Annotated in this window: 12 protein-coding genes and 2 pseudogenes; 4 read left to right on the top strand and 10 right to left on the bottom strand. The window is 64.0% G+C overall.

What is annotated here, in order from left to right; translation table 11 throughout:
• The first annotated feature begins 48 nt into the window (after nucleotides 1-48).
• The gene (locus ACCQ00_RS05240; RefSeq protein WP_039574332.1) at nucleotides 49-1176 is read left to right on the top strand and encodes a mechanosensitive ion channel family protein; all 1128 of its coding nucleotides are present in this window, start codon (nucleotides 49-51) and stop codon (nucleotides 1174-1176) included.
• A gap of 308 nt (nucleotides 1177-1484) precedes the next feature.
• On the opposite strand, the gene ACCQ00_RS05245 is transcribed toward ACCQ00_RS05240, so the two are convergent.
• The 3 genes from ACCQ00_RS05245 to typA form a co-directional block, all read right to left on the bottom strand.
• Nucleotides 1485-3134: an amidase gene (locus ACCQ00_RS05245; RefSeq protein ID WP_180959839.1), complete on the bottom strand. Its 1650-nt coding sequence runs from the start codon at nucleotides 3132-3134 to the stop codon at nucleotides 1485-1487.
• Between the two features lie 103 nt (nucleotides 3135-3237).
• Nucleotides 3238-3657: a DUF2127 domain-containing protein gene (locus ACCQ00_RS05250; protein WP_017156227.1), complete on the bottom strand. Its 420-nt coding sequence runs from the start codon at nucleotides 3655-3657 to the stop codon at nucleotides 3238-3240.
• Nucleotides 3658-3724: 67 nt separating this feature from the next.
• Entirely contained in the window at nucleotides 3725-5554 is a 1830-nt protein-coding gene (typA, locus tag ACCQ00_RS05255) for a translational GTPase TypA (protein WP_003486646.1), read from the bottom strand.
• Between the two features lie 241 nt (nucleotides 5555-5795).
• Between typA and ACCQ00_RS05260 the strand changes: the two genes are divergently transcribed.
• On the top strand, nucleotides 5796-6290 hold the full coding sequence (locus ACCQ00_RS05260; protein ID WP_007968896.1) for a peptidylprolyl isomerase: 495 nt from the start codon (nucleotides 5796-5798) through the stop codon (nucleotides 6288-6290).
• A gap of 118 nt (nucleotides 6291-6408) precedes the next feature.
• Complete coding sequence (locus ACCQ00_RS05265; RefSeq protein ID WP_017156229.1) at nucleotides 6409-7395, top strand: malate dehydrogenase; 987 nt, start codon at nucleotides 6409-6411, stop codon at nucleotides 7393-7395.
• 82 nt (nucleotides 7396-7477) lie between these two features.
• Here the strand turns inward: ACCQ00_RS05265 and ACCQ00_RS05270 are convergent, their stop codons facing one another.
• Together ACCQ00_RS05270 and ACCQ00_RS05275 are read right to left on the bottom strand one after the other, a co-directional pair.
• Entirely contained in the window at nucleotides 7478-8092 is a 615-nt protein-coding gene (locus ACCQ00_RS05270) for a glutathione binding-like protein (protein ID WP_039574329.1), read from the bottom strand.
• Nucleotides 8093-8508: 416 nt separating this feature from the next.
• Nucleotides 8509-8970, bottom strand: coding sequence for a cell wall hydrolase (locus ACCQ00_RS05275; protein WP_039574326.1), 462 nt, complete (start codon nucleotides 8968-8970; stop codon nucleotides 8509-8511).
• Between the two features lie 484 nt (nucleotides 8971-9454).
• Between ACCQ00_RS05275 and ACCQ00_RS05280 the strand changes: the two genes are divergently transcribed.
• Nucleotides 9455-9853, top strand: a complete 399-nt coding sequence (locus tag ACCQ00_RS05280) for a hypothetical protein (RefSeq protein WP_160300307.1) — start codon at nucleotides 9455-9457, stop codon at nucleotides 9851-9853.
• Nucleotides 9854-10328: 475 nt separating this feature from the next.
• Here the strand turns inward: ACCQ00_RS05280 and ACCQ00_RS05285 are convergent, their stop codons facing one another.
• From ACCQ00_RS05285 to ACCQ00_RS05305, 5 genes and pseudogenes are all read right to left on the bottom strand, one after another.
• A complete protein-coding gene (locus tag ACCQ00_RS05285) occupies nucleotides 10329-12368 on the bottom strand; it encodes an NADPH-dependent 2,4-dienoyl-CoA reductase (RefSeq protein ID WP_039574323.1) in 2040 nt (679 codons plus the stop codon).
• Nucleotides 12369-12572: 204 nt separating this feature from the next.
• A complete protein-coding gene (locus tag ACCQ00_RS05290) occupies nucleotides 12573-13595 on the bottom strand; it encodes a zinc-binding alcohol dehydrogenase family protein (RefSeq protein WP_039574320.1) in 1023 nt (340 codons plus the stop codon).
• 282 nt (nucleotides 13596-13877) lie between these two features.
• Nucleotides 13878-14012: pseudogene (locus ACCQ00_RS05295) on the bottom strand (IS5/IS1182 family transposase); the annotation flags it as partial.
• A 36-nt stretch (nucleotides 14013-14048) separates the two neighbouring features.
• On the bottom strand, nucleotides 14049-15275 hold the full coding sequence (locus tag ACCQ00_RS05300; RefSeq protein ID WP_011345585.1) for an IS256-like element ISXax1 family transposase: 1227 nt from the start codon (nucleotides 15273-15275) through the stop codon (nucleotides 14049-14051).
• A 65-nt stretch (nucleotides 15276-15340) separates the two neighbouring features.
• Nucleotides 15341-16198, bottom strand: a pseudogene (locus ACCQ00_RS05305) (IS5-like element ISXfu1 family transposase); the annotation flags it as partial.
• Nucleotides 16199-16255: the final 57 nt, after the last annotated feature.

Raw genomic sequence — 16255 nt, forward strand, 5'->3', positions numbered from 1 at the left:
GCGGCATGCTCTGGCAGCCATCCCTCTTTCCCCCACAGGAGGAACGGTTTGACTGCCGATTGGAACGTCATCCGCGAATACGCAATTCCGCTCGGTGCCTCGCTGCTGGCGGGCATCGTCACCTGGTCGTTGATGCTGTGGCTGTTTCGCCGCATGCAGGGCCGCGACTACCGCCGCGCGCGCATCATTCGCGTGATCACGCTGCCGGCGGCGTTTATCCTGCCGTTGTTGTTTCTGGGGATCGCCACCGAAGCGACGCCGTTGGCCGGCAAGGCGCTGGCAGCGGTGCAGCATCTGCTGCACCTGGGAATCGTCGGCTGCGTCACCTGGCTGCTGGTACGCGCGGTGGCCGCCGGCGAGGCGGCGATCTTGCGCAGCAACCCGATCGAGGTGTCGGACAACCTCACCGCACGGCGCATCCAGACCCAGACGCGGGTGCTGAGCCGCGTGCTGATGGGCACGGTGATCTTGCTCGGCATTTCGGTGGTGCTGCTGACCTTCCCGCAGGTGCGCCAGATCGGCAAGACCTTGCTGGCGTCGGCCGGCATCATCGGGCTGGTGGCCGGTATCGCGGCCAAGCCGGTGTTCGGCAACCTGATCGCCGGCTTGCAGATTGCACTGACCCAGCCGATTCGCCTGGACGATGTGGTGATCGTGGAAGGCGAGTGGGGCCGCATCGAAGAGATCGGCAGCTCGTACGTGGTGGTACGGATCTGGGACGAGCGCCGCATGGTGGTGCCGCTGACCTGGTGGATCGAAAACCCGTTTCAGAACTGGACGCGCAGCAGTGCCGATCTGCTCGGCACCGCGTTTCTGTGGCTGGATTACCGCACGCCGATTGCAGCGGTACGTGCGGAGCTGGAGCGCATCTGCCACAGCGAACCGCTATGGGATGGCCGCGTGTGCGTGACCCAGATTACCGACACCAGCGACAACACCATCCAGGTGCGACTGCTGGTGAGCGCACGCAATTCCGGCGATGCCTTCGATCTGCGCTGCCTGGTGCGCGAACGCATGATCGATTTCCTGATCCGCGAGCATGCCTATGCCTTGCCGAGGCTGCGCGCCGAAATCGCGACGCAGGAAAGAACGCCATCACGCCCTGCCGAGCCGATTGCACAGGAGAGCGTGCGCTCGCCGGGTGCCGAAGACGGCGAGCCTGCGGCCAGCATCTAGCGCGGCCAAGACCGCTTGCACGGGCGCCAAGCGGTGCGGCCGGTGCTCGGCATCCGCATGTCCTCCGGTGTCTTCGCACTGTGCGCGCTACGTACGCATCAGGCGACTGCTCGCTACGGTTTGATAGTCGTTCTCGGGGCCTCGTATAGCGCTGGCTACCGGCGTCCAAGACGTACGGTTGGTAGTTATGAAGGTATCGGAGGGCACGGTCTTGGCGCTTGCAGTGGTTCGCGCAAGTACCGGCTGCGCTTGCATGCGTCAGTGCGGCGTCCAGTGCCAGCCGTGGCACGTGGTCATGCGTCGCCCAATCAATCCTTCTTGATCGACGCCCGTGCCGGCACGACGGGCACGGGTGCTGATGTGGCTGGATCGCGCGCACTCGGCGCACTTGGCGCATAGCCAGGCGTAAAGCGCGCATGGCTGCGTTGTTCGTAGGCATACGCCAGCTCGATCAGGCGCGGCTCGCTCCAGGCCGTGCCCATGAACAACAGGCCGAGTGGCAAGCCCTGGGTCTGCCCCATCGGCACGCTCAGGCTTGGATAGCCGGCCACCGCCGCGGCACCATAGCCGGCACCGGGGAAGGTATCGCCCTTGCCGAGCGTGGTGATCCATGCCGCGCCGGTGGTGGGCACGATCAAGGCATCCAGGCGATCTGCCTTCAAGGCTGCGTCGATGCCTTCCGGTCCGGCGAGCCGTCTGGCAGTGGCGCGCGCACTCAGGTACCCCGCATCGTCCAGACCGGGCGCTGCCTGCGCCTGTTCGAACAACTCCTGCCCGAAGTACGGCATCTCGCGCTGCGCCTGCGTGCGATTGAACGCAATCAACTGCTCCAGGCTCGCCACGGGCGCGCGGTGGTTCTGCAGATACGCGTTCAAACCGGCCTTGAATTCGACCAATAAGACCGTTTGCTCGGCAGCATCCCACTTGCCATCCGTGGCCAGCGCGGTCTCAACCACGGTGTCGCCGGCGTCACGCAGGGTGCGCACGGCGCGGTCGAGCGCCGCGGCGATCGCCGGGTCCTCGCGCAGCGGGTTGCGCAACAGGCCCAGGCGCGCGCCACGCAGGCTGTCGGGTTTCAGGTGGGCCAGGTAATCGACGCTGGTCGCCGGTGCCTTGGCGGTGGCCGGGTCCTGCGGGTCGGGTGCGGCGATGGCCTGCAGCACTGCAGCCGCATCGGCGACGCTGCGCGTCATCGGGCCGGCGGTGTCCTGGCTGGCGGAAATCGGGATGATGCCGTCGCGACTGACCAGGCCCACGGTCGGCTTGAGCCCGACCAGGCCGTTGACCGATGCCGGACAGGTGATGCTGCCGTCGGTTTCGGTACCGATGCCGACGGTGGCCAGGCTGGCCGCGATGGCCGCACCGGTGCCGGCACTGGAACCGCAGGGATTACGATCCAGCGCATACGGATTGCGCGTGAGCCCCCCGCGTCCGCTCCAGCCGGAACTGGATTGGGTGGAGCGGAAATTGGCCCATTCGCTGAGGTTGGTCTTGCTCAGGATCACCGCACCGGCGGCGCGCAGACGCTGCACCACAAACGCATCGCGGTCGGGGCGGAACTCGGCCAACGCGAGCGAGCCGGCGCTGTTGACCATCGGCAGCGCGTCGATATTGTCCTTCAGCAGCACCGGGATGCCGTGCAGCGGCCCACGCACGTGGCCGGCTTTGCGTTCGGCGTCCAGGGCGCGTGCGTCGGCTTCGGCCTGTGGATTGAGTTCGATCACCGAGTTGAGCCTGGGGCCGGCGCGATCGATGCCGGCAATCCGCTGCAGATACGCGCGCGTCAGTTGCAGGCTGCTGCTCTGGCCGCTGGCCATGCGCGCCTGCAGGCCGGCGACGTCGGCCTCGCTCAGATCGAACGAAAGGACGGTGGATGCGTTGGCAGCGCCGGTCGCAGAACGCGACGGATCATCGGCATGCGCACAGCCGCACAGCGCGGCAAGCAGCGCGAAGGACAAAGGAGTGAATCGCATGGAAGGTCGTCCCCGGGGAGAAGTTGCAGGCTAACGGCGCTGCGTCGGGGTGACAACGGAAGGACATGCCCGCCAACGGGCGGCAAACTCAGCGACTGCGGCGCCGCACCAGATCGCGTGCCAGCACGCCGACCACCAGCAGGTTGATCGCCAGCACGCCCCAGGCGGTCCAGCCAGGGTGGCGCACGATGGCGTAGATATCGAAAGGCAGATAGATGGCCGCCGACAGGCAGCCCAGCACCGAGGCCCACGCCTTGGCACGCCACAGACCCCAGGCTTCCACCACATGCAGCAGGCCATAGGCCAGCATGGCAGCAGCGGCCAGATGCACCGCATCGGGGCTGATGGTCTTGAGCAACGACGGCAGTGCGCCGTGGTCGGGGTCCAGATTGAAGCGGCGGATCAGGGTGATGACCGCGTTTTGCAGCGGGAGCGGGCCCAGAATTTCCAGGCCCGTCGCCGCCAACAGCGCAAGCGTTCCCTTGACCGCCTCAAGCAAGGCGATCACATGCAGTCCCGGATGCGCGCGCGGATCCGGGCTATAGGGTTTGTTACTCACGCGTCAGCTCAACAACTCAGCCCGAACGGCCGGCGCGCTTGCGGTCGCTTTCCGTCAGGAACTTCTTGCGCAGGCGGATTTCCTTCGGGGTGACTTCCACCAGCTCGTCGTCCTCGATGAAGTCCAGCGCCTGTTCCAGCGTGTACTTGATCGCCGGGGTCAGCTTGATCGCATCGTCCTTGCCCGAGGCGCGCATGTTGGTCAGCGGCTTGGTCTTGATCGCGTTGACGGTCAGGTCGTTGTCCTTGGAGTGGATGCCGACCAGCTGGCCTTCGTACACGTTGTCGCCTTCGGCGGCGAACAGACGGCCACGCTCTTCCAGCGGCCCCAATGCATACGCCGGGGTCGCACCCGGTGCGTTGGCGATCATCACGCCGTTCTGGCGCTTGGCGATGGCGCCCTGTTCCTTCGGACCGTAATGGTCGAACACGTGGAACAGCAGGCCCGACCCCTGGGTCAGGGTGCGGAATTCGTTCTGGAAGCCGATCAGGCCACGCGCCGGGATCATGTAATCCAGGCGCACGCGGCCCTTGCCGTCGGGTTCCATGTTCTTCAGCTGGCCCTTGCGGGTGCCCAGCTTTTCCATCACGCCGCCCTGGTGCTGTTCTTCGATGTCCACCACCAGCTGTTCGATCGGCTCCATCAGCTTGCCGTCGATTTCCTTGATGATCACTTCCGGACGCGACACGGCCAGCTCGTAGCCTTCACGACGCATGTTTTCGATCAGCACCGACAGGTGCAGCTCGCCACGGCCGGAGACCAGGAACTTGTCGGCGTCCGAGCCTTCCTCGACCTTCAGCGCCACGTTGTGCACCTTCTCGCGGTCCAGGCGGTCGCGCAGCTGGCGGCTGGTCAGGAACTTGCCGCCGGACAGGTCCTTGTTGCCGGCGAACGGCGAGTTGTTGACCTGGAAGGTCATCGAGATGGTCGGCTCGTCCACGGTCAGCGCCGGCAGCGCTTCGGGATGATCGAGCGCGCACACGGTGTCGGAGATGGTCAGTTCCTGGATGCCGGAGATGGCCACGATGTCGCCGGCCTCGGCGGTGTCCTGCTCGATACGCTCCAGGCCCAGGAAGCCCAGCACCTGCAGCACCTTGCCCTGGCGCTTCTTGCCTTCGCGGTCGATCACGCTGACCGGCATGTTCTTCTTCAGAGTGCCGCGCTGGATGCGGCCGATGCCGATCACGCCGACGAAGTTGTTGTAGTCCAGCTGGCTGATGCGCATCTGGAACGGGCCGTCCGGGTCCACGTCCGGGGCCGAGACGTGCTGCATGATCGCTTCGTACAGCGGGGTCATGTCGCCTTCGCGCACGTCCGAATCCAGGCTGGCGTAGCCGTTCAGTGCGGAGGTGTAGACGATCGGGAAATCCAGCTGCTCGTCGGTGGCGCCGAGCTTGTCGAACAGGTCGAACACCTGGTCGATCACCCAGTCCGGGCGTGCGCCGGGACGGTCGATCTTGTTGACCACCACGATCGGCTTGAAGCCCATCGCAAAGGCCTTCTGGGTCACGAAGCGGGTCTGCGGCATCGGGCCGTCCATCGCGTCGACCAGGATCAGCACCGAGTCCACCATCGACAGCACGCGCTCGACTTCGCCACCGAAGTCGGCGTGTCCAGGGGTGTCGACGATGTTGATGCGGTTGCCCTGCCAGGTGATGGCGGTGTTCTTGGCCAGGATCGTGATGCCGCGTTCCTTTTCCTGGTCGTTGCTGTCCATCACGCGTTCAGCCAACACGGTGCGTTCGGACAGGGTGCCCGACTGCTTCAGCAGGCAGTCGACGAGGGTGGTCTTGCCATGGTCGACGTGCGCGACGATGGCGATATTGCGGAGTTTTTCGATAGACATGCGGAAAGGGCCCCTGTCTGGCGCCAGTCTTGAGATGAGGTAAGCCCGACATTATAGCGGTTTCGTTGCGCTGCCGTTGCCGATTTCCCGAAGTCGATTCAGATGGCCCATTCAGCCAGCGTGACGGGCCACGCGCCGGGCGGGCGGGAGCGTTGAACGATGGTCGTACCCATGCGGTCGGCCACGCACCCGGGTGTATCCTAGCGGGCTATTGATCACCCCAGAACCTGCAAGGATTTCTATGTCCCTGATCGCCACTTTCGACACCTCCCGCGGCCCGATCGTCGTCGAGCTGTACCCGGACAAGGCCCCGCTGACGGTTGCCAACTTCGTCAACCTGGCCAAGCGCGGTTTCTACAACGGTCTGAGCTTCCACCGCGTCATCGCCGACTTCATGATCCAGGGCGGTTGCCCCGAAGGTTCCGGCCGCGGCGGCCCGGGCTACCGTTTCGAAGACGAGGCCAACAATGGCGTCGGTCACGAGCGCGGCGTGCTGTCCATGGCCAATGCCGGCCCGAACACCAACGGCAGCCAGTTCTTCATCACCCACACCGCCACTCCGTGGCTGGACGGCAAGCACACCGTGTTCGGCAAGGTCACCCAGGGCCTGGACGTGGTTGATAGCGTTGCCCAGGGCGACACCATCAAGACGCTCACCATCGAAGGCGACACCGACGCCGTGCTGGCCGCCAAGGCCGACCGCGTTGCGGAGTGGAACAAGATCCTCGCCGCCTGATCGCATCCCGTCGAACGGCCGCCATGTGCGGCCGTTCGCTTGTCAATGCGCGCCGCCCGGCCTTGCGCCCCGCCAGCGTGCGACCCCCACCAACGTTTTTTAGCAGAGGAAACACCCCATGAAAGCACCTGTTCGTGTTGCTGTGACCGGCGCCGCCGGCCAGATCGGCTATGCCCTGCTGTTCCGCATCGCTTCCGGCGAAATGCTGGGCAAGGACCAGCCGGTCATTCTGCAGTTGCTTGAACTGCCGATTGAGAAGGCCCAGGCCGCCCTCAAGGGCGTGATGATGGAGCTGGAAGACTGCGCGTTCCCGCTGCTGGCCGGCATGGTCGGTACCGACGACGCCGAAGTGGCCTTCAAGGACGTCGACGTCGCCCTGCTGGTCGGTTCGCGTCCGCGCGGCCCGGGCATGGAGCGCAAGGACCTGCTGCTGGCCAATGCGGAGATCTTCACCGCACAGGGCGCGGCCCTGAACAAGGTCGCCAAGCGCGACGTGAAGGTGCTGGTGGTCGGCAACCCGGCCAACACCAACGCCTACATCGCCATGAAGTCGGCGCCGGACCTGGACCCGAAGAATTTCACCGCCATGCTGCGCCTGGACCACAACCGTGCGCTGAGCCAGCTCTCGGCCAAGCTCGGCAAGCCGGTCGCCGGCATCGAGAAGCTGGCGGTGTGGGGTAACCACAGCCCGACCATGTACCCGGATTATCGTTTCGCCACCGCCGATGGCGCCTCCATCAGCGATGCGATCAACGACCAGGAGTGGAACGCTTCCACCTTCATTCCGACCGTGGGCAAGCGCGGTGCAGCGATCATCGAAGCGCGTGGCCTGTCCTCGGCCGCCTCCGCCGCCAATGCCGCTATCGACCACATTCGTGACTGGGTGCTGGGCACCAACGGTAAGTGGGTGACGATGGGCGTGCCGTCGGACGGCTCCTACGGCATTCCGGAAGGCGTGATGTTCGGCTTCCCCGTCACCACCGAAAACGGCAAGTACACCATCGTCAAGGATCTGCCGATCGACGACTTCAGCCAGAAGTACATCGACAAGACCCTGGCTGAGCTGGAAGAAGAGCGCAGCGGCGTAGCGCATCTGCTGGGCTGAGTTGTTCGGTCACTGCTGTCATGAAAACGCCGGGCATTGCCCGGCGTTTTTATTGCGCGTCGTGTGGCAGACGCCTGCGCGGTCAGGCCAGACCTTCGGCCTTGAGTGCAGCCTGCACATCGGCATCGGCCAGCATGCGTTGCACGAACGTCTGCAGCGCATTCAATCCATCCAGATTCACCGCGACTTTCTGCGCCCACAGCAAGGTGACGAACAGATACGCATCGGCACCGGTGTGGCTGTCGCTGGCAAGCCAGGTGCGACCTTGCAGATGCGCATCGACGCGCTCGTACAGCGTGCGCAATTTGCTGCGCGCATCGTCCTGGCTGCGTGCAATCAGCGCCGGGTCTTGCAGATACGCGGTGCTGCCGAAGATCGGCTTGAAGGTGGGGTGCACGTCGGCGTTGACGAAGGCGATCCACCGATTGATTTCGGCACGGCTGCGCGCGGTGCCATCGCCGGCCAGGCCGGTGAGCGGTGCGATGTCGGCGATGTAATTGAGGATGGCTGCGTTCTGCGTCAGTGCCCAATCGTCGACCAGCAGCAATGGCACGGCGCCTGCGGGATTCAGGCGCAAGTATTCGGGAGATTTCATCGTCGCCGCATCGACCACACTCAGCTCGAACGGCAGCCCCGACCAACGCAACACGATGTGATCTGCCAGCGAACAAGCGCCGGGCTTGGTATACAGCTTCATGGACGATACCCGCGGGAATGAAGATCCAAGCTTAGCGGGCAGACGACGCCGTGTGGAGCGCGCAGCGGGTAATGCGGCTTCAATAGGGCGCCGCTGAGTTGCCTTGTGGTCGCTGGAGCCGGTGTCCCGGTGTCGCGCCGATATGAATGGCATCACCGAGCTGGCCGCGCGCACGTGGCGGCTCCGGCTTGGTCAGGATCTTGTTTGCAACCCACCGGCTGTGCGAGACGGGGCGGTGCCTGATACGGCGTGCGGCCGCACCGACTGATTGCCCTGTGGGCGCTGTGTTCGTCGCGCTGCGACGCATGACTGTCTCGAGATGGGCGCTTGAAACGCATCAAACCCATCGGCACTGCATCTTGATGATCGGCGACTCGGCAACCTATGACGCTCGCAGGCGCCGCAACGCCGCGCGCTCAGGACGCGTTGCGCGGGCGCAGCGATTGCACGCGATAGAACGTGTGGTCGCCGATGGTGGCCACCTGATAGGCATTGCGCCAGCTGGGGCTTGCGATTGCGCTTGCGGCAAAGTGGCTGGCGCCCGGCACGATCTCTTTGCGTTGGCCAACCGGCAATGCCCAGTTGCGCTGCGCTGCCAGTGCAACACCCAATGCCTTGTTCCAGGCATCGTCGTTCTTCAACTGCGTGCCTGGCGCGACGATCGTCGGCGCGAACTGCTTGCGTGCAGTGACCACCTGGCACATCGAGTCGCCCCACAAACCGCTATCCAGGCGGCGCAGTGCAACTTCTGCAACGGCCTGCTGGCCACGCAAGGTCTGGTCGCGCGCTTCCAGATGGACGGTCGTGCTCAAACACAGCGAATCTGCGGCTGGCTGCGGCAACACATGCGACAGCCAGAGTATCCAAACAAGTTTCATAGAACTCCTTGCTCCGTATGGGCCGGTCCGCAGAGCATCCAATGTGGATGCACCAGTGCAGAGGGCTTGGCGTCATGGGGAGGCGACCTGCCACCGGTCGCCAAATGCTTCGGCGAAAGACCATCTGCCGAAGGCGCCCACCAAATGCGGTGGGTCAAAAAGTTGGCGCAAGGTAGGCGTCGATCACACAATCGCGGCTGAATGAGAGGGGTTGACGACGACGATTGCCCGCAACGCATAGCACTGCGCAACAGCGTCGCGTGCATCGCAACATCGAATCTGCGTCGCATCATTGCAGCGACTGTTGTGCTGCGTAAGTTCCTTGCCACATCGCGCGCGTTTGCGGCACTGCGCGCCGCTTGGATGATGGCACTGGTGGGCAACAGCGCCCGCCGGAAAAGTGCAACTTTCATATACGCGCTCGTCACGCGTTGTCGTGCTGGCTGGTGGCGTTGAGTAATTGAGTTTCGTACATCGACCGCGGATGCGCGAGAAAGACAAGCGTTGCGCATACCACAGAGATGGCGGAAGTGCTGCGCGTCCGAGCTGCAGCGTCGTGCTGCTCGATGGTGATTTATGCATCATCTTTGATGCGTATAGATGCGCAGTTGATGCATCTGCTGGTAACACCATCGGAAGCAGCGCAGACGCCAGCCGTTGCAGCGAAAGCTATCTGTCATTACGTCACGATTGCAGGCGTCGCATGATGTTCGAAAGATGCCTGGCGATGTTTCGAAAGCTCGTCGATCATTTCGATGCGCCAGTGGTGCGCGTTATTGCGTTGCGATTGTTTCCGGGTTCGCATGTTCAAGAGCACAAGAGCACAAGAGCACAAGAGCGCGAAGATGCTCAAGTGCAAAAGTGTCAGACACAAAATTTTTAAGACGAATGGGCGCCAAAGCGAAGGCGGCGCTGATGCGCATAATGCTGCAGCCAGTGCAGCACGCACTGTCATCAACGCGCGCATGCACCTTGCGAAAATCTCTGTCGAAGCGATAAGACATGCGGTGCGATCGCATCCCGTGAGCGCGCTGATGCTGTAGCGGAAACTGCAGATCGACAAAGCAAGCAGCAAGCGTTGACCTGAGCACGTTCTAGTTTCGATAAGAGCCCGTCTACCAGGCAGGCGCTTGTCGAAATACGCAGTCATGCAGGCACGCAAGATGGCAGGCGGTAGGGCGTGAGGCGATGATGCATCGGGCGCGTATCGCCGAGCCGCGCGACAAGAAAAAGATGGGCGTTGCAGACCGCCACATCCGCGTACACGTCGGCGTCGGTAATGCCGCATGCACGTCAGCCGTGCAGCCGAGCCCTCAGCACGACGACGGCGTCGTAGTGACGCCGTCGTCGAGAACCCCTTACAGGGTCGCGGCCAACCGACTTGCCTGGTTGATCGCGCGCTTGGCATCCAGTTCGGCCGCCACGTCCGCGCCGCCGATCAGGTGCGGCTGCTGGCCATTGGCTTGTAGCGCGGCCAGCAACTCGCGGCGCGGCTCCTGCCCGGCGCACACCACCACCGTACCGACATCCAGCAGCTGTTCGCTGCCTTCCACGCGGATGCGCAGGCCGGCATCGTCCACGCCCAGATATTCCACCCCGCCAAGCATCTTGACGCCCTTGGCCTTGAGCGTCGCGCGGTGGATCCAGCCGGTGGTCTTGCCCAGGCGTCCACCGGGCTTGCCGGGGCTGCGCTGCAACAGCCAGACCTGGCGGGCGGCGCGCTCGGGTTGCGGTTTGGTCAACGCGCCGCGCGCTTCGAAGCTGGGATCTACGCCCCATTCGGCCATCCAGCGCTGCGGATCCAGCGCTGGCGATTGGCCGGTGTGCACCAGAAACTCGCCGACATCAAAGCCAATTCCGCCTGCACCGATGATGGCCACCTTGTCGGCGGCTACGTGGCGGCCCAGCACCACGTCGAGGTAGCTCACCACCATCGGATGATCGGCACCGGGGAAATCCACCTTGCGCGGCTCGATGCCGGTTGCCAGCACGACTTCGTCGAAGTCTTTCAGATCGGCCGCCTGCACCGGGGTGTTCAAACGCAGCTGCACGCCGGTCGCTTCGATGCGATGGCCGAAATAACGCAAGGTCTCGTTGAACTCTTCCTTGCCCGGAATGCGCCTGGCGACATTGAATTGCCCGCCAATCGCATCGCTTGCATCGAACAAGGTCACCCGATGCCCGCGTTCTGCCGCCACCGTCGCGCAGGCCAGACCGGCCGGGCCGGCACCGACCACGGCAATGCGCTTGGGCGTGGCAGTCGGGGTGTAGTTCAGTTCGGTCTCGTGTGCGGCACGCGGGTTGACCAGGCAGCTGGCCAGCTTGTTGTCGAACACGTGATCCAGGCAGGCCTGGTTACAGGCAATGCACGTATTGATGGTATGCGACTGCCCGGCGCGCGCCTTGTTGGTCCACTGCGGGTCGGCCAGCAGCGGCCGCGCCAGCGACACCATGTCTGCGGCACCGTCGGCCAGGATGCGCTCGGCCACCTCCGGCATGTTGATGCGGTTGGTTGCCACCACCGGAATGCGCAGATGCGGCTTGAGTTTGGCAGTGACCCCGGCAAACGCAGCGCGCGGCACCGAGGTGGCGATGGTGGGAATGCGCGCTTCGTGCCAGCCGATACCGGAATTGATGATGGTTGCGCCGGCCGCTTCGATCGCCTGCGCCTGGGCCAGGATTTCCTGCCACTGGTTGCCGTCTTCGACCAGATCCACCAGCGACAGCCGGTAGATAATGATGAAGTCCGGCCCGCAGGCCTCGCGGATGCGCCGCACGATCTCCACCGCAAAGCGCATGCGCTTGCTCGCATCGCCGCCCCAGGTGTCGCGGCGCCGATTGGTGCGCGCGGCGGTGAATTCGTTGATCAGATAGCCTTCCGAGCCCATGACCTCGACCCCGTCGTAGCCCGCTTCGCGCGCCAGCCGCGCGGCACGCGCATAGGCGGCGACCTGCCGGTCCACTGCGCCGGCCGACAAGGCGCGCGGAGTGAACGGGTTGATCGGTGCCTTGAGCCTGGATGGCGCAACCGACAGCGGGTGGTACGCGTAGCGCCCGGCGTGCAGCAGTTGCAGGCAGATCTTGGCGCCGTGTTCGTGAACTGCGCGGGTGACCTGGCGATGCGGGCGTACCTCCCAAGGCCACGATAACTTGCCGCCGAACGGCTTGAGCCAGCCCACCACATTCGGCGAAAACCCACCGGTCACGATCAGGCCCACGCCACCGGCGGCGCGCTCTGCGAAATACGCCGCCAGCTTGGGGAAGTCGCGCGCACGGTCTTCCAGGCCCGTGTGCATCGAGCCCATCAGGACGCGATTACGCAGTTGCGTGAAGCCCAGATCGAGCGGGGTGAACAGGTGCGGGAAAGACAAGGCGGAGGGGCCGGTGGCGGACGACATGATGTGGATACGCTGGCGTACGGATTGCGCACGATGCCGGCAAACCGGCCTGGCGGCAAGTCCTGACGCATGCAGCGGCCCTGCCGATGCCGGAGACGCCCGGCCGGCAACACGCCCTCGCTTCTGCCCGCACGGGCGCGTGCCGATACGCAGGCGCCGCGCGCATCCAGGCATCGCGGCGGCGACCTGAGCCAGACCGCCGCCTTACCAGCCGGCCAGCACCAGCTTGCCGATCGTGCTGCCGCTTTCCAGTCGACGGTGCGCCTCGCGCAGCTGCTGCGCATTGATCGGCGACAGCGTCTCGGTATGCGTGGTGCGCAGCTCGCCGGCATCGATCAGGCTGGCCGCCCGGTTGAGGATGCGGTGCTGCTCGACCATGTCCTCGGTCGCGTAGCGCGCGCGCGTGAACATCAGCTCCCAATGGATGCCGATGCACTTGGATTTGTATGGGTCGCCGATCGACAACGGCCCGCGCGGCTCCACGATCAGGCCCACATGGCCCTGTGGCGCCAGCACTTCGCCCAGTGGCTGCCAGTAGCGGTCGGTGTCGGCCAGATTGAGCGCCGCGTCCACCGTTTCCAGCCCCAGCGCCTGCAGTTGCGGCTGCAGCGGTTGGTGATGATCGATCACGTGGTGGGCACCCATTTGGCGAACCCATTCGATGCTCTCCGGGCGCGAGGCGGTGGCAATCACCGTGAATCCGGCATGCCGCGCCAGCTGGATCGCGATGGAGCCCACGCCACCAGCGCCGCCGATGATCAGCAGATGCCTGCCGCGATTGCGTGCACCGTCGAATGAAAAGGGCATGCGCTGGAACAGCAGCTCCCATGCCGTCAGGGTGGTCAGCGGCAGCGCGGCTGCCTGCACGAAGCTGAGCGAGGTCGGTTTGCATCCGGCAATGCGGGCGTCCACCAGCTGGTACTGCGCATTGGTGCCCGGCCGCCCGATATCGCCGGCGTAGTAGACCTCGTCGCCGACCGCAAAGGCGGTAACCTCCGGGCCGACCGCCTCGATCACGCCGGCTGCGTCGTAACCCAGGATCTTCGGCGCCTGCAGCGGCTGCGGCTTGGGCGCGCGCACCTTCGTATCGACCGGGTTCACCGAGATCGCCTCCACTCGCACCAATAAGTCATACCCCGACGGCGCCGCAGGTGTCGGAAGTTCCATGTCAAGCAGCGATTCGGGATCGTCGATCGGAAGATAGCGGGTGAGGGCGACAGCTTTCATTGGAGCGCTCCTGAGCGGGAGGTTCAGGGTGCGTTGTGGAGCAAGTCGCTCGCAACCACCAACCCCACAATTCAGCTCGGACGGGGCTTGGCGTTCACCAATGTAGTTTTCGGTGCGGTCTGGAACACTGAAAACCGGTCAGCCCGAAAGCGTATTCAAGTGACTTAAGGATGGTCTGATCAATGCGGCCAGAGGATGCGTCGACCCGCATCGGTAGCGCTGACTACGCTCACACCTTCGGTTTTTCGCTGTTTCCAGCGCATTCTCGGGGCATTCTCCCCATTACAGGCACAACTTCCCAACGGCAGGCATCAACTGCTTCCGCTTCAGCCACAGGTTCGACAGCGCAAAGAGCGTCAGCACCTGCGCGGTGTTTTTGACCAGGCCGCGATAGCGCACCTTGGCATAGCCAAACTGGAGCGTGTGCAGAATTTTGTGTAACCGTGGTTTGGGTTACCGCTGAGGAAGTCGCCCCTCGAACTGGATCGTAAAGCGGTTCAGCGCAGCCTTCCAGTCGCGGATCGGCAGCGTCCATTTCTTGGTGATGTTGCGCAGAGCCAGGTAGAACAGTTTCATCAAGGCTTCGTCGCTGGGGAACGCGCCGCGGTTCTTGGTCAGCTTGCGCAGGCTCATGTTGACCGACTCGATGGCGTTGGTCGTATAGATCACCTTGCGGATCTCCGGTGGGTAGTCGAAGAACGGGATCAGTCGTGACCAATTGCGCCGCCATGACTGGCTGATGGGCGGGTACTGGGCGTCCCACTTGGCCTCGAACTCGGTCAGTGCCTGCTCGGCCTCCTCGACGGTGGCGCAGGCGTAAATGCGCTTGAGATCGGCGGCAACCTCGGCGCGGCGTTTCCACGAGACGTAGTTCAGGCTGTGCCGCACCATGTGCACGATGCACAGCTGCACGGTGGTCTGCGGGAACACCGCCTCGATCGCCTCGGGAAACCCCTTCAGGCCATCGACGCAGGCAATGAAGATGTCCTGCACCCCGCGGTTGCGTAGCTCCGTCACGACTTGCAGCCAAAACTTGGCACCCTCGGCCTGCGCCAGCCATAGGCCCAGCACTTCCTTCTCGCCGCCCATGGTGATGCCGATGGCCAGGTACACCGCCTTGACCCGCACCGCGCCCTCGCGCACTTTGACGTGGATGCAGTCCAGATAGACGATCGGATAGACCGGATCCAGTGGCCGCGCCTGCCACGCCTTGACCTCCTCGACGACCGCATCGGTGACTGAGGAAATCAGACTCGGCGACACCTCGGTGCCGTACATCTCCTCCAGGTGCGACTGGATCTCGCGCACGGTCATGCCGCGCGCGTACAACGACAAGATCTTGTCATCGAAGCCGGCCCAGCGGGTCTGGTGCTTGGGGATCAGCTGTGGCGCGAAGCTGCCGTGGCGATCACGCGGAATCTCGATCGGCAGCTCGCCGAACTCGCCCTTGAGCGTCTTGCGGCTGCGTCCGTTGCGCGTGTTGCCGGCCGCGTTGGCGACCGGCTCATGCTTGTCATGACCGAGGTGTTCGGTCATCTCCGCGTCCAGCGCCCGCTCCACCAACCGCTTGGTCAGCTGCTTGAGCAGGCCGTTCTCGCCGATCAGATCCTCGGGTTTGGTGTAGTTGACCAACAGGCTGCTAAGCAGCTCGTCGGGTACCTCATGTGTGCGTGGGCTCATGGTGTCTCCGGGTTAGGTGGCAGTCTCCTGCCTGTGGCCCGGTTACACAAAATCTAGGACACGCCCCCAAACTGGCGCTTGATCACCCGAAACGGATGTTCCACCTTCGCACGCAGGCTGGCCTTGGTGTGCTCCCAGCGCTTGGCCAACTTCAGTTCGCGCTTGTTCTTGATCTGCTTCAGCTTCGAGGGCTTCTCCGCGATCAGGTAGCGTAGCTTGCGCTTGCCCTTGATCTCATCGCGCTTCTCAAGCCCGGTGTAGCCGCTGTCCCCACACACCGTGTCTTCCTTGCCATGCAGCAGCTTGTGCGCTTGCGTGATGTCCGCCACGTTGGCTGCCGTGCATTCCACGTGGTGCACTAGGCCGGATTCATCATCCACTCCAATGTGCGCCTTCATCCCGAAGAAGTATTGGTTGCCCTTCTTGGTCTGGCGCATCTCCGGATCGCGCTCACCGTCCTTGTTCTTGGTCGAACTGGGCGCAGAGATAATCGTGGCATCCACAATCGTCCCGCCGCGCAGGCTCTGACCCTTGCGCGACAGATGCGCGTTCACCCGATTGAACAGCTTGCGCGCCAAATCGTGCTGCTCCAGCAGATGGCGAAAGTTGAGAATCGTCGTCTCGTCCGGCACCTCATCCAGCCCGCCGATCTTGGCGAAACGGCGCATCGACACCGTGTCGTACAAGGCTTCTTCCGCCGATGGATCGCTCAATGCATACCACTGCTGCAAAAAGTGGATGCGCAGCATCGTCTCCAGCCGATACGGCTGTCGTCCCGGTTGCCCCGACTTCGGGTAGTGCGGCTCGATCAGCCCCAGCAGCTCCTTCCACGGCACGACCTGCTCCATCTCGGCCAAAAACACCTCACGCCGCGTCCGCTTGCGCTTGCCGTCGTACTCCGCGTCGCCGAAGGTCAGCTGCATCGAAATCGTCTACTCGGGTCGATGATCGATTGTGGCAGATCAGGACGGATTGTTCAG

It is taken from the genome of Xanthomonas sp. NCPPB 3761, from assembly GCF_041475705.2.
Classification (GTDB): Bacteria; Pseudomonadota; Gammaproteobacteria; order Xanthomonadales; family Xanthomonadaceae; genus Xanthomonas; species Xanthomonas phaseoli.

Excerpts from the sequence above, each read along its gene's own strand:
- typA (WP_003486646.1), bottom strand. The coding sequence starts at position 5,554 with ATGTCTATCGAAAAACTCCGCAATATCGCCATCGTCGCGCACGTCGAC.
- ACCQ00_RS05260 (WP_007968896.1), top strand. The coding sequence starts at position 5,796 with ATGTCCCTGATCGCCACTTTCGACACCTCCCGCGGCCCGATCGTCGTC.
- ACCQ00_RS05265 (WP_017156229.1), top strand. The coding sequence starts at position 6,409 with ATGAAAGCACCTGTTCGTGTTGCTGTGACCGGCGCCGCCGGCCAGATC.
- ACCQ00_RS05270 (WP_039574329.1), bottom strand. The coding sequence starts at position 8,092 with ATGAAGCTGTATACCAAGCCCGGCGCTTGTTCGCTGGCAGATCACATC.
- ACCQ00_RS05275 (WP_039574326.1), bottom strand. The coding sequence starts at position 8,970 with ATGAAACTTGTTTGGATACTCTGGCTGTCGCATGTGTTGCCGCAGCCA.
- ACCQ00_RS05280 (WP_160300307.1), top strand. The coding sequence starts at position 9,455 with ATGCGCGAGAAAGACAAGCGTTGCGCATACCACAGAGATGGCGGAAGT.
- ACCQ00_RS05285 (WP_039574323.1), bottom strand. The coding sequence starts at position 12,368 with ATGTCGTCCGCCACCGGCCCCTCCGCCTTGTCTTTCCCGCACCTGTTC.
- ACCQ00_RS05290 (WP_039574320.1), bottom strand. The coding sequence starts at position 13,595 with ATGAAAGCTGTCGCCCTCACCCGCTATCTTCCGATCGACGATCCCGAA.
- ACCQ00_RS05300 (WP_011345585.1), bottom strand. The coding sequence starts at position 15,275 with ATGAGCCCACGCACACATGAGGTACCCGACGAGCTGCTTAGCAGCCTG.